This is a genomic window from Roseovarius sp. D0-M9 (assembly GCF_037083805.1).
In the GTDB taxonomy this organism is placed as follows: Bacteria; Pseudomonadota; Alphaproteobacteria; order Rhodobacterales; family Rhodobacteraceae; genus Roseovarius.
Genome location: NZ_JBAPKZ010000001.1, coordinates 252778 through 266589, shown reverse-complemented (window position 1 = coordinate 266589; position 13812 = coordinate 252778). Strand labels below are relative to the sequence as shown.

The following is a 13812-nucleotide window of genomic DNA, read 5'->3' as shown; positions in this document are numbered from 1 at the left end:
TCATCAGATTCCGCGCAACTTGCGCCGGGGGGCTTGGCCCGTCAAGCGATGCGGGCGCCGCGCCGCCGAAAGGGCGCGCGGATCAGGGCCAGCATGGCGCCCATCAGTGCAAGACCACCCAGAAATCCCGCCCCGGCAAAGATCCCGCCCGCCGCAGTCAGCGGCAAGGCGGGCTGAAACTCGTCCCAAGCGGCAGCTGCGATTTCCCCGTCCGCCGCGCTGCGCATCAGATAGGCGCGGGTGAACGGCCCGGCGCTTCGCAGCCGCTCAAGATCTTGCGACAGCCGCTCGTGACGCAGGATGACGCCCGTCATCGTCTCGGCCCGCGCGGCGCCCATCACGCCGCCCGCGCCCAGATCGGCCAACGCTTCCTCCCGGTCCAGACCGGCTCCGGCGGCATCCGCGTCGAAATCGGCCACAAACCGGCCCAGCTCGTCCACAGCGCCGCCCAGCCGCTGCACGTATTGCTGCGAGAACTCGGGGAACTGCGAGGCCCCCACCGCCCCGGCAAGGCCGCCCACCATCGCAAGCGCACGAACCAGCACCTTAGAAGGGCGACGCGCCGCGGTGGGGCGCGTAAATCTCGGCGATGCGCTGAATGGCGTCTTCGGGGGGCATCTCTTCGCTCTCTCCGGTGCGGCGGCAGGTCAGCTCGACCACACCGTTTTTCAGGCCGCGCGGACCCACGGTAATCCGCCATGGCAAGCCGATCAGGTCCATCGTGGCGAATTTGCCGCCCGCCCGCTCGTCCCGGTCATCATAGAGCGGATCGAGGCCCAGCGCGACCAGCCCCGCATAGAGCGCCTCGCAAGCCGCATCCGCCTCGGTGTCACCCTGCTTGAGGTTGACGATACCCGCGTGAAAGGGCGTCACGCCCTCAGGCCAGATGATGCCCTTGTCGTCATGGCTCGCCTCGATGATCGCGCCGACGAGGCGGCTGACGCCGATCCCGTGGCTGCCCATGTGGACCGGCACCGATTTGCCGTCCGGCCCCTGCACCGTCGCGCCCATCGCGTCCGAATACTTGGTGCCAAAGTAGAAAATCTGGCCCACTTCGATGCCGCGCGCGGTGCGCTGGCGCTCCTCCGGGATTTCGGCAAAGAGCGCCGCGTCATGTGTCTCGTCAGTGCGCGCGTAGCGCGATGTGAACTCGTCCAGCACCGCGCGGCAGGCGTCGTGCGAATCGAAATCGACCTCGCGGTCCCCGAATCTCAGATCGGTGATCTCGGCATCATAGAACACTTCGCTCTCGCCGGTCTCGGCCAGAACCAGAAACTCATGCGTGTCATCGCCGCCGATCGGCCCGCTGTCGGCGCGCATCGGGATCGCCTGCAATCCCATGCGCTCATACGTGCGCAAGTAGCTGACAAGGTGGCGGTTATAGGCGTGCAGCGCATCCTCGCGCGTCAGATCGAAGTTGTAGCCGTCCTTCATATAAAACTCGCGGCCCCGCATCACACCAAAGCGCGGACGGATCTCGTCGCGGAACTTCCACTGAACATGATACAGTGTCAGGGGAAGATCCTTGTAGCTACCAACATGGCTGCGAAAAATGTCGGTGATCATCTCCTCATTGGTCGGCCCATAGAGCAGATCGCGCCCCTGACGGTCCTTGATGCGCAACATTTCGGGGCCATAGGCGTCATATCGCCCACTCTCGGTCCACAAATCCGCCGATTGCAGCGTCGGCATCAGCATCGGGATATGCCCCGCGCGCATCTGCTCTTCATGAACGATGGCCTCCAGCTTGCGCAGCACCTTGAAGCCCATGGGCAGCCACGAATAAATGCCGGCGCCTGCCTGTTTTATCATGCCAGCACGCAGCATCAGGCGGTGCGACACGATCTGCGCCTCGGAGGGCGTCTCTTTCAGAACGGGCAGGAAATAGCGGGACAGACGCATGGCGAACCTCTCGGGGGAACAAATACATGCCCCGTTTATGGCTTGGCGCGCGCCCCGGCAAGCACAGCGTGCAGGCGCCGCCGCCCATTTGGCGCAAACCTGCACTTGAAAGCGCCCGCTGCTTGGGCGACATGTGGATAAAGTCCACTCGAAAGGACATCATGGCCTTGCCCGTATCGACGCAACTGAAATACTGGGGGATCGCTGCGGCGATCTTTCTGGGCGTGCTTTGGGTGCTGGGCGACGTGATTTTGCCCTTCCTCATCGGGGCTGCGGTGGCCTATTTTCTCGACCCGCTCGCCGACCGGCTGGAACGTCTGGGCCTTGGCCGCGCGCTGGCGGTTGCGGTCATCACCGTGCTGAGCCTGCTGATCTTCGTTGCCACAGTGTTGGTAGTGGTTCCGACCCTGGCCAATCAGGCCACTGCCCTCGTCGAGAGCGCGCCAGAGTTGTCGCGCAAACTGCAAGAGTTCGTCACCAGAACGTTCCCCGAAATCGCAGATGCCGACAGCGCGCTGCGCCAGTCCCTCACTGCCATTGGCGAGACTGTCAAGGAGCGCGGAGGCCAGATGCTGGAGACGCTGCTCGGCTCGGTCTCATCGCTCATCAGTATCGTCGTGCTCTTCGTCGTGGCGCCCGTCGTCGCGGTCTATCTGCTCTATGACTGGGACCACATGGTCGCGCGCATCGACGACCTTCTGCCGCGCGAACATGCCCCCGTCATCCGCTATCTCGCAGGCGAGATCGACCGCACCATGTCCGGCTTTATCAGGGGCATGGGCACCGTCTGTCTGATCCTCGGCACGTATTACGCCGTTGCGCTGATGCTCGCGGGGCTTCAATTCGGCCTCGTCGTGGGCTTTGCCGCCGGTCTGTTGACCTTCATCCCGTATGTGGGGGCACTCGTCGGCGGCGCTCTGGCAATCGGGCTCGCGCTGTTTCAGTTCTGGGGGGAATGGCTGTCCATCGGGCTTGTCGCGGCCATCTTCGTGCTGGGCCAGACGATCGAGGGCAATTTCCTCACGCCCAAGCTGGTCGGATCGTCCGTCGGGCTGCATCCCGTCTGGCTGATCTTCTCGCTATCGGTTTTCGGGGCGCTATTCGGCTTTGTCGGGATGCTGATCGCGGTGCCCGTGGCGGCGGCCATTGGCGTGCTTGCCCGTTTTGCACTCGGGCAATACAAGCACAGCCAGCTTTACCGCGGAACACCCGGCCAAGACGACCGCTGATGTCGCGCCGCATCGCCCCGCCCCGCCAGCTCAGCCTTGATCTGGTCACCATGCCCGCGCAGGGCCGTGATGATTTCTACGTGTCCTCGGCCAATGCAACCGCCGTCGCCCTTATCGAGGGCTGGCAGGACTGGCCCGCGCGCAAGCTGGTGCTGAACGGCCCGCCCGGATCGGGCAAGACACACCTTGTGCATGTCTGGCGCGACCTGTGCGACGCGGTGATCGTGCCTGCCGCCGATCTGCCCGGCGCGGACATCCCCGCGCTGGCCGCCGGCCATGTCGCGATCGAGGACGCAGACACCATTGCCGGGGCGCCCGAGGCCGAAGAGGCGCTCTTTCACCTGCACAACCTGGCCCTTGCCGAAGGCAATTCGCTGCTCATCACCGCGCGCGCTGCGCCCAATCACTGGCCGCTCGCCCTTCCCGACCTTGCCAGCCGCATGCAAGCGACGCCCACCTGCACGCTCAAGGAGCCCGATGACGAGCTCTTGGCAGCCGTGCTGATGAAGCAGATGGGCGACCGTCAGATCCTGCCGACGCCCGGCACAATCCCCTATCTCGTGCGGCGGATGCCGCGCGCCTTTGGCGAGGCGAGCCGCGTTGTCGCCGCGCTCGACAAGCTGGCGCTGGAGCGGCGGCGGCCCGTGACCCGTGCGCTGGCGGCCGAGGCGCTGGACGAGCTGGGCCTCTGACCGCAAAATCTGTCATACTCGCGCCCAACTGTCATGTTCCCGTCATATCAGGACGTTATCCCGCACTCCATGAGCACCGCAGATTTCCTCTCCTCACCGTTTCCGCCTGCGCAGGAACTCCCGGATCTCGACCTCACTGGGCCGGGCCGTTTCTACAACCGCGAGCTCAGCTGGCTGGGCTTCAACTGGCGCGTGCTCGAGGAGGCGCAGAACCCCCGCGTGCCCTTGCTGGAGCGGCTCCGCTTCCTGTCGATCTCGGCGACCAACCTGGATGAATTCTACAACGTGCGCGTCGCAGGCCTGCGCGAGCTGGCCCGCGCGGGAAATACCACGCCCGCAGCCGACGGGCTGACCCCTGCCGAACAGCTGGTATTGATCAACGAGAACGCCCGCCGCCTTCTGGGGGCGCAGCAGCAGACGTTTCAACAGCTGCGCGATGAGATGGGCACGCAGAACATCACCATCCTGAGCCCGGACGATTTGACCGACGCCGATCACACGTATCTGGCCGATGTTTTCCTGAACAAGGTCTTTCCCGTCCTGTCGCCCCTCGCGATCGACCCCGCCCACCCCTTTCCCTTCATCCCGAACCTTGGCTATTCGCTGGCGCTGAACCTCATCCGCACCCGCGACAAACGCCCGCTTCAGGCCCTTTTGCCCATTCCCCAGCAGATCGACCGCTTCGTCGCGCTGCCCGCCGACGATGGCGCGCACCGGTTCCTGCCTTTGGAAGAATTGCTGATCCTGCATCTGCACAGCCTCTTTCCGGGCTACAAATACAAGGGCCACTGCGCCTTCCGCGTCCTGCGCGACAGCGATCTGGAAGTCGAGGAAGAGGCCGAGGATCTGGTGCGCGAATTCGAGGTTGCGCTCAAGCGCCGCCGCCGCGGCGAGGTGGTGCGCATGAACATCTCCGCAGGCGCACCCGAGGAATTGCGCCATCTTGTCATGCAAGAGCTGCACGTCATCCCCGATGAGGTGATCGAAGTCGATGGCATGATCGGCCTCGCCGACCTCAAGGAGTTGGTGCTGGACGCGCGCCCCGACCTCCTCTGGCCCAGCTTTTCGCCCCGTGTGCCGGAACGGGTGCAGGACTTCGACGGCGACATGTTCGCCGCGATCCGGCAAAAGGACATGCTGCTGCATCACCCCTACGAGACGTTCGACATGGTCATCCGCTTTCTTGCGCAGGCGGCCAATGACCCCGACGTGGTGGCGATCAAACAGACACTCTACCGCACGTCAAACCTGTCGCCCATCGTCGAGGCGCTCTGCGAGGCGGCCGAAAACGGCAAATCCGTCACCGCCCTTGTCGAGCTGAAGGCGCGCTTCGACGAGGCCGCCAACATTCGGCAGTCGCGCCGGCTGGAGCGCGCGGGCGCGCATGTCGTCTACGGTTTTCTCGATCTCAAGACCCACGCCAAGATCAGCACCGTGGTGCGCCGCGAGGGTGAGAATCTGGTCACCTACACGCACTATGGCACCGGCAATTATCACCCTATCACTGCGCGCATCTATACCGATCTGTCATTCTTCACCTGCAACACGGTGCTGGGCCGCGACGCGACCAAGGTGTTCAACTACCTGTCGGGCTACGCGCAGCCCGACCACCTCGAAAATCTCGCCATCTCGCCCACCACGCTCAAGCCGCGCCTGCTGGAGATGATCGCCGGCGAGATCGCCCATGCCGAGGCAGGCAGACCCGCCGAGATCTGGGCCAAGATGAACGCCTTGATCGAGCCCGACATCATTGACGCGCTCTATGACGCCAGCCGCGCGGGCGTGCGCATCAGCCTTGTCGTGCGCGGCATCTGTGGGCTGCGCCCCGGCGTTGTCGGCCTCAGCGAGAATATCCGCGTGAAATCCATCGTCGGACGTTTCTTGGAGCACAGCCGCATCGTCTGCTTTGGCAATGGTCACGGCCTGCCGCATAAGAAGGCGCGCGTCTTCATCTCGTCCGCCGACTGGATGGGCCGCAGCATGAACCGCCGTGTCGAGACGCTGATCGAGATCGACAACCCCACGGTCAAGGCGCAGATCACCAGCCAGGTCCTGGCCGCCAACATGGCCGACACCGCCCAGAGCTGGGTGATGGAGCCCGATGGTGCCTTTATCCGCGCGCCGCTGAACGAGGGTGAATTCGCGTTCAATTGCCACCGCTTCTTCATGGAAAACCCGTCCCTTTCCGGGCGTGGATCGGCGGGTGCGGCAGATGTGCCCAAATTGACCCACGCCGAGGATTGAGCCGCCTCATGTGCCAGACCTCGATCCAATGCGTTGACTGCGGGCGCCCGCGTGGCACATAAGGCGCAAAGTCATGACAAGGGCCGGTGATATATGAGCGGAGCGGTCACCCCGAAGAACACCCAACCGCGCGCGGCCACCGGAGTTGGGGCGCTCAGCCCCTTTGGCCGCTCTTTGTTCGATAAGCCATCCGTGCGAGACCTGCGCCGCGTCGGCGTGGTCGATGTCGGATCCAACTCGGTTCGGATGGTCGTCTTTGACGGCGCGGCGCGCAGCCCGGCCTATTTCTTCAACGAAAAGATCATGTGCGGCCTCGGTGCGGGCATGTCCGAAACGGGCTGCCTCAATCCCGAGGGCCGGGTGCGCGCCCTCAATGCACTGCGCCGCTTTGCATATCTCGCCCGTGCGATGGACACCGGCCCGCTGACCTGCGTTGCCACCGCCGCCGTGCGCGAGGCGATCGACGGCGATGATTTCCGCCGCGAGGTCGAAGCCGAAACCGGCCTTGTCCTGTGGGTGATCGACGGGCGCGAAGAGGCGCGGCTATCGGCGCAGGGCGTCCTCTTGGGTTGGCCCGGCGCTTACGGCCTCGTGTGCGACATCGGTGGCTCTTCGATGGAGCTGGCCGAGATCAACGGCGGCGTCGTGGGCCGGCGCGTCACATCACAGCTCGGTCCGCTCAAGCTGCGCGACATGCCCGGAGGGCGCAAGGCGCGCCGCGCCTATATCGCCAAGACCGTCGAGGCCATGACCGCAGAGCTGGGCGAACAGCGCAATCGCCTCTTTCTGGTTGGTGGCTCATGGCGTGCCATCGCCCGCATCGACATGGAGCGGCGCGCCTATCCGCTGCACGTGCTGCATGAATACAGGATGCGCGCCGCCTCGGTGCGCGACACATTGGCCTACCTTCAGGCGTCAGGCGATCTTGAGGCGCTGCGCCAGCGCGCGAACGTCTCATCGGCGCGTATGTCCCTTGTGCCGCAGGCCGCCGAGGTGCTGCGCGAGGTTGTGCGCATCTTCAAGCCCTATGATATCGCCGTATCGAGCTATGGAATCCGCGAGGGCATGCTCTATGAACAGATGCCCCAGCAACTACGCGACCGCGACCCTCTGATCGAGGCGTGTCGCTTTACCGAGCACAAGGACGCGCGGGTGCCGGGCTTCGGCAAGGTTCTGTATAATTTCATCATCCCGCTCTTCAAGACGGCCAAGCCCGAGCGCGTGCGCCTCATCAAGGCGGCTTGCCTGCTGCATGACGTGAACTGGCGCGCGCATCCCGACTACCGGGCCGATATCTGCTTTGACACCGCGACGCGCGCAAATCTGGGCGGGCTGAACCATGGCGAGCGCATCTTTCTCGGCCTTGCGTTGCTGCATCGCTACTCGAACTCCACGGGTCACACGCGGTTCGAGCACGTCAGCCGCCTTATCGACGAGCCGCAGCGACGCGAGGCTGAAATCCTTGGCAGGGCCATGCGGTTTGGCGCGATGCTGTGGCTGCAACGCGATGCCGAACCCGGAACCCTGCACTTTTATCCCAAGAAAAAGGTTTTGGAGTTGCGTCTCGCACCCGAGGCACATGCCCTCTTTGGTGAGGTCGCCCAAGCGCGGTTCGCCTCTCTTGCCTCATCGCTGGGCGCCACGACAGACGTCAAGGGCGCCTCCGATCCGCTCAGCTAGATCTCGATCTCGCCGTTTGGTTCCTGCTCCGACTCGGGCAAGTCCTGCTCCTCGACCTTGGGCACTTCATCCAGTGGCTCCTTGCGGCGGATGATGATGTCGCCATTTGGCAATTGCTCGGGCGCGGCATAGACGCTTAGATCCTCGACATCCTCCAGGATCTCTGCCAGCGCTGGTCCCATTTCTTCTGCAAACTCCCGCAGTTGCGGGCCAAACCGCTCGGCCAGCATGCGCATTTCCTCCAGTGCCGGCTGGGCCTCTTGCATCAGCCCGTCAAAGAGCATGCGCGCACCATCTTCAATCAAGGAGCGTTCCTGCCCTGGCGCGGGCGTGGGCGCGCCGTCATCCTGGGCTGCGGCGGGCATGGCAAGGCTGGTCGCCACGAGTATGGGAAAAAATATCTTCGTCATGACGGTAATATAGCACACCTGAACCGCAATTTAAGGTATCCCCTGACGTTTCGTGATCATTGAGCCTTGTCATCAGGATGAAACTGCGCGGCGCTCCGCCGGGGGCGCACCGGGACAGCATGTCTAGCGCGCCCTCTACCCTCCAAGCCGCAGGCGCCCTCACGCGCCGCGCTGGCTTTGGATACGCTCCCACGCGTGATTGATGTCCACCATGCGCTTCTCAGCCATCCGCATTGCCTCGACCGGAACGCCGCGTGCAACCATACGGTCAGGATGGGAGGCGCGCACCATCTCGCGGTAGCGCTTGCGCAGCGTCGCCAGATCGTCGTCAGGCGATGCGCCCAGCACCTGATACGGATCCTGCGCGGTTTCGGGCACAAACCGGCAGCGCATCAGTTCGAACTCCCGCCTCGGCACTTCGAATATCTCGGCCACGCGCTCGAGAAAGAGATTTTCATCGGGATGATAATGCCCATCGGCCATCGCGATATGAAAAAGCCCCTCCAGCAGATCGCTCAATGCACCGGTCTGATCGCCAAACATTGCCTTGATCCGCGACGCATACTCCTCGAACCCCGCAACATCCTGCCGCGCAAGGTTGAAGACACGCGCGGCGCCTGCCTCGTCTTCCTTTGCGATCTGGAAAACCTCGCGAAAGGCGAAAATCTCGCCGCGTGTGACCTGCCCATCGGCTTTGGCCATCTTGGCCCCCAACGCGATGACGGCGATGGCAAAGGCGACGCGCCGCTCCGGCGGGGTGCGCAGGCGCTCGAACACATGGCTCAGCCCCTCACCATTGGCGAGGGCCGACACAGCCTCGGTAATTCGGGTCCAGAGCGACATGGGATGATCCTAGTTCGTTTCGCAGGGCGGTGTGAGGGGAATGCAGCAGGCGGCAGGTAAAATGCACGTCATGACATTCACAGGATCTTTTGCAAGAGCACCAGATCCATCCATCGACCGAATTTGCGCCCGACCTCGGCCATGCGCCCGACCTCGGCAAAGCCTAGCGCCTCGTGAAACGCGATTGCGCGCGTATTCTCGCCCGTAACGCCCGCCACCAGAACATGCACGCCCTGCTCTCGCACGTGCTCCTCAAGTGCGGCCATCAGCGCGCGCCCCGCGCCGCGCCCTTGGGCCTCGGGGGCGAGCACGATGGTATGCTCGGCCGAATGGGCATAGCCCGGTCCCTTGCGAAACGGAAACCACGTGGCGAGGCCGATCACGTCGCCGCCGGTCTCGGCCACCAGAAAGGCGCGGCCCTCCTCGGCGCAGGCGGCGATCTCGGCGGCCAGCATCGCCTCGGTCTTTTCGATCGTGGTGAACGTCATGGCCGTCTCGCGGATCTGCGGGTTCCAAAAGGCCATCAGGCGCGGGACATCACCCTGCCGTGCGGGCCGGATCATCATCCAAGGAACCGGCAACCACCGGGCGTGTCGAACTCGGCACGCAATCCCTTGGCACCGGTCTCGAAAACAATGCGGCGATCATTCAAATGACCCTCGAGCCGCGCCTCAAGCGATTGCGCCTCAGGGTGCGTGACGATCAGCCTGCGCAGCGCGATGCCGTGATCGGGCAGCATGGTGGCCGGATGCGCCGGGCAATCCCATTGAATGATCGCAGGATGGCAATTATCGAAGGGCAAACGCCCGTCTTCGGGCACGGCCATCCGCCATTTCAGGTCGCCGCGCTCCAATGCCACCTGCGGCCCCATGTCCGGCAACGCAGCCTCAGCCGCCTCAAGGTCATCCGTGCGGCAAATCCAGTTGGTCAGCCGCGGCGCTCCGGAAAATCTGTCCAGATCGAACCAGCGCGCCCGGCCGGGTGCAGGCGCATCCGGATCGACCGCGATCACCTCCAGATACAGCCCCTTCGACAGCCCCAGAAGCCGGTTGTGCGTGCCGAAGCGCGCATGCTGACCACCCGGCACAGGCCCGGCGTCTACGGCCGCACTCAGCCACTCGCACCCCTCGTCCAGCGTTTCGGCAGAAATAGCGAGGTGATCGAGTTCTAGCAAAAGCCGGGCCCTTTCAAATGATGTGCCTCAGTCGCGGAACATAACCGCGTCTGGCGCGAAAGTTCAATCCCGCACGGGCACAGTTGAGAACCTGCGAAATTACCGCCGCAGAAGTCCCATTTCCGCCTTGACGGGCGCGCGCCGCTGCCTTAGCCACGCGCTCACGGCGTGGTAGCTCAGGGGTTAGAGCAAACGACTCATAATCGTTAGGTCGGTGGTTCAAATCCACCTCACGCCACCAAAACCGCCTTGTGCGGCAGCGCAAATCCCCGAAAATCTGGCAAGTGTGCCGCGCAGTTTCAACAGTCACGGCAGGCGGTCCGCTGTTCGCCTTTGCCAGCAGTGCCCGCCTTGGCACCAGTTTGACTGGCCCACATTCTTTGCATCGCAAAAATTCGGTGCAAATGATCATTTGCGCCCGCTCAGATTAGATTGGCGCGGCGATGGTCCGCCGCGCCGCACCCGCCTATGTCCGCGCATCGCGGATCATCTTGAGGATATCCTGCGCAGCAGTGGGAATGTTCGTGCCGGGGCCGAAAATGGCCTTGACGCCTGCCTTCTTGAGAAACTCGTAATCCCCTTGCGGAATGACGCCGCCGCAAATGACCAGAATGTCGCCCGCGCCCTTTTCGCGCAGCGCCTCGACCAGCTTGGGGGCCAGCGTCTTGTGGCCGGCCGCCTGGCTGCTGATACCGATCACATGGACATCATTGTCGACCGCGTCCTGCGCCGCCTCGTCCGGCGTTTGGAAAAGCGGGCCGACATCCACGTCAAAGCCGATATCGGCAAAGGCGGTCGCAATCACCTTGGCGCCGCGATCATGGCCGTCCTGGCCCATCTTGACCACCAACATTCGAGGGCGGCGGCCCTCTTCCTCGGCAAAATCCTCGACCGATTTCTGGATCGCGGCAAAGCCTTCGTCGCCCTCATAGGCGGCGCCATAAACCCCCGCCAGCGTCTTGACCTCGGCGCGGTGACGCCCGAACACCTTTTCCATGCTCATGGATATTTCTCCTACGGTGGCACGCGCGCGGGCGGCCTCGACTGCCGCCTCCAACAGATTGCCCCCCTCGCGCGCACGGCGCTCCAACTCGTCCAGCGCAGCGTTGCAGGCCGCCTCGTCACGCTCGGCGCGGATGCGCTCCAGCCGGGCGATCTGACTGTCGCGCACCTTGGAATTGTCGATGTCGAGCAGGTCGATCGGATCTTCCTTGTCGCGGCGATACTTGTTGACGCCGACGATCACCTCGGTGCCGCGGTCGATCATCGCCTGACGCGTGGCCGCCGATTCCTCGATGCGCAGCTTGGGCATGCCGCTGGCCACGGCCTTGGTCATGCCGCCCATCTCCTCGACCTCTTCCATCAGCTCCCATGCCTTTTCCGCCAGTTCAGCGGTGAGGCTTTCGACATAATAGCTACCGGCCAGCGGGTCGACGACGGCGCTGACGCCCGTTTCCTCTTGCAAGATCAGCTGTGTGTTGCGGGCGATGCGCGCGCTGAATTCGGTCGGCAGCGCCATCGCCTCATCAAGGGCGTTGGTATGCAGCGATTGCGTGCCACCTAGGACCGCGCTCATCGCCTCATAGGCGGTGCGCACGACGTTGTTGTACGGATCCTGCTCCTGCAAGCTGACACCGCTGGTCTGGCAATGGGTGCGCAGCATTTTCGAGCGTTCGTTTTGGGCACCGAACTCGGTCATGATGCGATGCCATAGAAGGCGCGCGGCGCGCAGCTTGGCCGCCTCCATGAAGAAGTTCATGCCTATGGCGAAGAAAAAGCTGAGCCGTCCCGCGAATTTGTCGACGTCCATGCCCGCCTCGATGGCCGCGCGCACGTACTCACGCCCATCCGCCAGCGTATAGGCCAGCTCCTGCACCAGATTCGCGCCCGCCTCCTGCATATGGTAGCCTGAGATAGAGATCGAATTGAACCGGGGCATGCCGTTCGAGGTGTATTCGATGATGTCGCTGATGATGCGCATGCTGGGCTGGGGCGGATAGACATAGGTGTTGCGCACCATGAATTCCTTCAGAATGTCGTTCTGAATCGTGCCCGACAGCACCGACTTGTCATGTCCCTGTTCTTCGCCGGCAACGATGAAGCTGGCGAGGATGGGGATCACCGCACCGTTCATCGTCATGCTGACGCTGACCTGATCCAGCGGGATCTGGTCAAAGAGGATCTTCATGTCCTCGACCGAATCAATCGCCACGCCCGCCTTGCCCACATCGCCCTCGACGCGGGGGTGATCGCTGTCATAGCCGCGATGCGTCGCCAGATCGAAGGCGACGCTGACACCCTGCTGTCCGGCCGCCAGGTTGCGCCGGTAAAAGGCGTTGGATTCCTCGGCGGTGGAAAAACCGGCATATTGCCGGATGGTCCAGCGGCGCCCCGCGTACATCGTTGCCTTGACCCCGCGGGTAAAGGGCGCGGCACCGGGGATGCCTCCCATATGCTCCAGCCCCTCTACATCCTCGGCGGTATAGAGCGGCTTCACGTCGATGCCCTCAATCGTGTGCCACGTCAGATCCTCCAGCGGGCGGCCCTTCAGCTCAGCCTCGGCCAGCTTGCGCCAGTCTTCTTGCACCTTCTTGGTCATTGTTTCGTCCTCTCATGTCGGCCTGAAACAGTGGTGTTGACCCCACCTGATCCCGGCCCGGTTCTTCTGTCAAAATCGCCAATCCGTCCGCGCCCGCGCGCAGCCAGTATAGATCGTCCGCATAGGCCTCGCGCAGGGCCGCACGCTCTTCGGGCCCGAAGGGCTGCCACATGCCCTCTCCCTGAGGCAGGATGGCAGGATGTCCACCCCGCTCGAAAACCAGATTGCGAAGCGCCGGCAGATCGGGCGCGCGGTTCAGCCATTCTCGCGCATGCGCCTTCGGCACATCTTGCAGCCCAGTCAGCACCTTCAGGCGCGCCTCGGGCCGCGATGCGAACGTCTCGTGCGGCATGACGATCAGCTGGGCCTCTGGCAAGGCGCAGGCCAGATCGGTGATCACATCGCGCCAGCCCCGCGGATCCGCAGCAATGCGCGCCAGCCGCTGAGACGGCGGCACCTGTGCGCTGCGCGCCACCCCATAGGCGATGCAGGAGGCCCACCAGGCATCCTGCGCACGCACCGACAGCGCGATGCGCGTGATGCGCCCGCCGAATGCCGCGGCATAGCGCGCCATCCGTTCGCCGATGGCCGGATAAAGGCGCGCATCGCGCAGTGTGCCGCGCGGTGTGCCGATCATGTTCTCGTCCGAGATGATCAGCTGCCGGATCCCGGAAGCCTCGGCATCCGCAAGCGCCAAGGCGATGCGCCCGCGCGCCCGCGCCGCCTGTTCGGCTGGGCTCAGCATGCCGGGGCGCGCCAGAACACCCTCCATCAATCCCTTGCGCGTCTGCTGCGGCCCCCAGGCGCCGATGCTCGCCGCCGCCAGGCGCGCACCGTTCTTGCGCAGGTAGTATTGAAAGCTGGTCGAGGCGCTGCGATGCGCCCCAAGGTGCAGGATTATTTCCATGTGTCGGCCCGCCTTTGGCTGCGGTGCCGCACCGGTATGGGCGGCACTGGGATATGCCAACCGTGCTAGGGAAGAATGCTGATGATGCTCTTAACGCAAAAAATTGAGGGATATGGGGCATTTTGCGCATCG

The 13812-nt window shown here is 63.9% G+C and carries 12 protein-coding genes and 1 tRNA gene; 5 read left to right on the top strand and 8 right to left on the bottom strand.

Annotated features, from left to right (window positions below):
* Window positions 1–41: 41 nt before the first annotated feature.
* Both V8352_RS01345 and proS read right to left on the bottom strand, forming a co-directional pair.
* Window positions 42–545: a DUF2937 family protein gene (locus tag V8352_RS01345; protein WP_336422443.1), complete on the bottom strand. Its 504-nt coding sequence runs from the start codon at window positions 543–545 to the stop codon at window positions 42–44.
* Window position 546: 1 nt separating this feature from the next.
* Window positions 547–1902, bottom strand: a complete 1356-nt coding sequence (gene proS / locus V8352_RS01340) for a proline--tRNA ligase (protein ID WP_336422442.1) — start codon at window positions 1900–1902, stop codon at window positions 547–549.
* Window positions 1903–2063: 161 nt separating this feature from the next.
* Between proS and V8352_RS01335 the strand changes: the two genes are divergently transcribed.
* From V8352_RS01335 to V8352_RS01320, 4 genes are all read left to right on the top strand, one after another.
* On the top strand, window positions 2064–3131 hold the full coding sequence (locus V8352_RS01335) for an AI-2E family transporter (protein ID WP_336422522.1): 1068 nt from the start codon (window positions 2064–2066) through the stop codon (window positions 3129–3131).
* Window positions 3131–3823: a chromosomal replication initiator DnaA gene (locus V8352_RS01330; RefSeq protein WP_336422441.1), complete on the top strand. Its 693-nt coding sequence runs from the start codon at window positions 3131–3133 to the stop codon at window positions 3821–3823. Before V8352_RS01335 ends, V8352_RS01330 begins: the two co-directional genes overlap by 1 nt.
* Before the next feature lie 69 nt (window positions 3824–3892).
* Complete coding sequence (locus V8352_RS01325) at window positions 3893–6067, top strand: RNA degradosome polyphosphate kinase (RefSeq protein ID WP_336422440.1); 2175 nt, start codon at window positions 3893–3895, stop codon at window positions 6065–6067.
* A 93-nt stretch (window positions 6068–6160) separates the two neighbouring features.
* Window positions 6161–7747, top strand: coding sequence for a Ppx/GppA family phosphatase (locus V8352_RS01320; RefSeq protein WP_336422439.1), 1587 nt, complete (start codon window positions 6161–6163; stop codon window positions 7745–7747).
* On the opposite strand, the gene V8352_RS01315 is transcribed toward V8352_RS01320, so the two are convergent.
* The 4 genes from V8352_RS01315 to V8352_RS01300 all read right to left on the bottom strand — a co-directional run bounded on the left by V8352_RS01315 (window position 7744) and on the right by V8352_RS01300 (window position 10174).
* A complete protein-coding gene (locus V8352_RS01315) occupies window positions 7744–8157 on the bottom strand; it encodes a hypothetical protein (RefSeq protein ID WP_336422438.1) in 414 nt (137 codons plus the stop codon). The genes V8352_RS01320 and V8352_RS01315 overlap by 4 nt on opposite strands.
* A gap of 159 nt (window positions 8158–8316) precedes the next feature.
* Window positions 8317–9000, bottom strand: a complete 684-nt coding sequence (locus V8352_RS01310; RefSeq protein ID WP_336422437.1) for a molecular chaperone DjiA — start codon at window positions 8998–9000, stop codon at window positions 8317–8319.
* A gap of 77 nt (window positions 9001–9077) precedes the next feature.
* A complete protein-coding gene (locus V8352_RS01305) occupies window positions 9078–9563 on the bottom strand; it encodes a GNAT family N-acetyltransferase (RefSeq protein ID WP_336422436.1) in 486 nt (161 codons plus the stop codon).
* Window positions 9563–10174 (bottom strand): VOC family protein, encoded by a 612-nt coding sequence (locus V8352_RS01300; RefSeq protein WP_336422435.1) that lies wholly within the window; start codon window positions 10172–10174, stop codon window positions 9563–9565. The genes V8352_RS01305 and V8352_RS01300 overlap by 1 nt, the downstream gene beginning before the upstream one ends.
* Before the next feature lie 165 nt (window positions 10175–10339).
* Here V8352_RS01300 and V8352_RS01295 point away from each other — a divergent pair.
* Window positions 10340–10415, top strand: a tRNA-Met gene (locus tag V8352_RS01295).
* 225 nt (window positions 10416–10640) lie between these two features.
* On the opposite strand, the gene scpA is transcribed toward V8352_RS01295, so the two are convergent.
* Together scpA and V8352_RS01285 are read right to left on the bottom strand one after the other, a co-directional pair.
* Entirely contained in the window at window positions 10641–12773 is a 2133-nt protein-coding gene (gene scpA / locus V8352_RS01290; protein ID WP_336422434.1) for a methylmalonyl-CoA mutase, read from the bottom strand.
* Window positions 12727–13680, bottom strand: a complete 954-nt coding sequence (locus V8352_RS01285) for a hypothetical protein (protein ID WP_336422433.1) — start codon at window positions 13678–13680, stop codon at window positions 12727–12729. The genes scpA and V8352_RS01285 overlap by 47 nt, the downstream gene beginning before the upstream one ends.
* Window positions 13681–13812 lie beyond the last annotated feature (132 nt).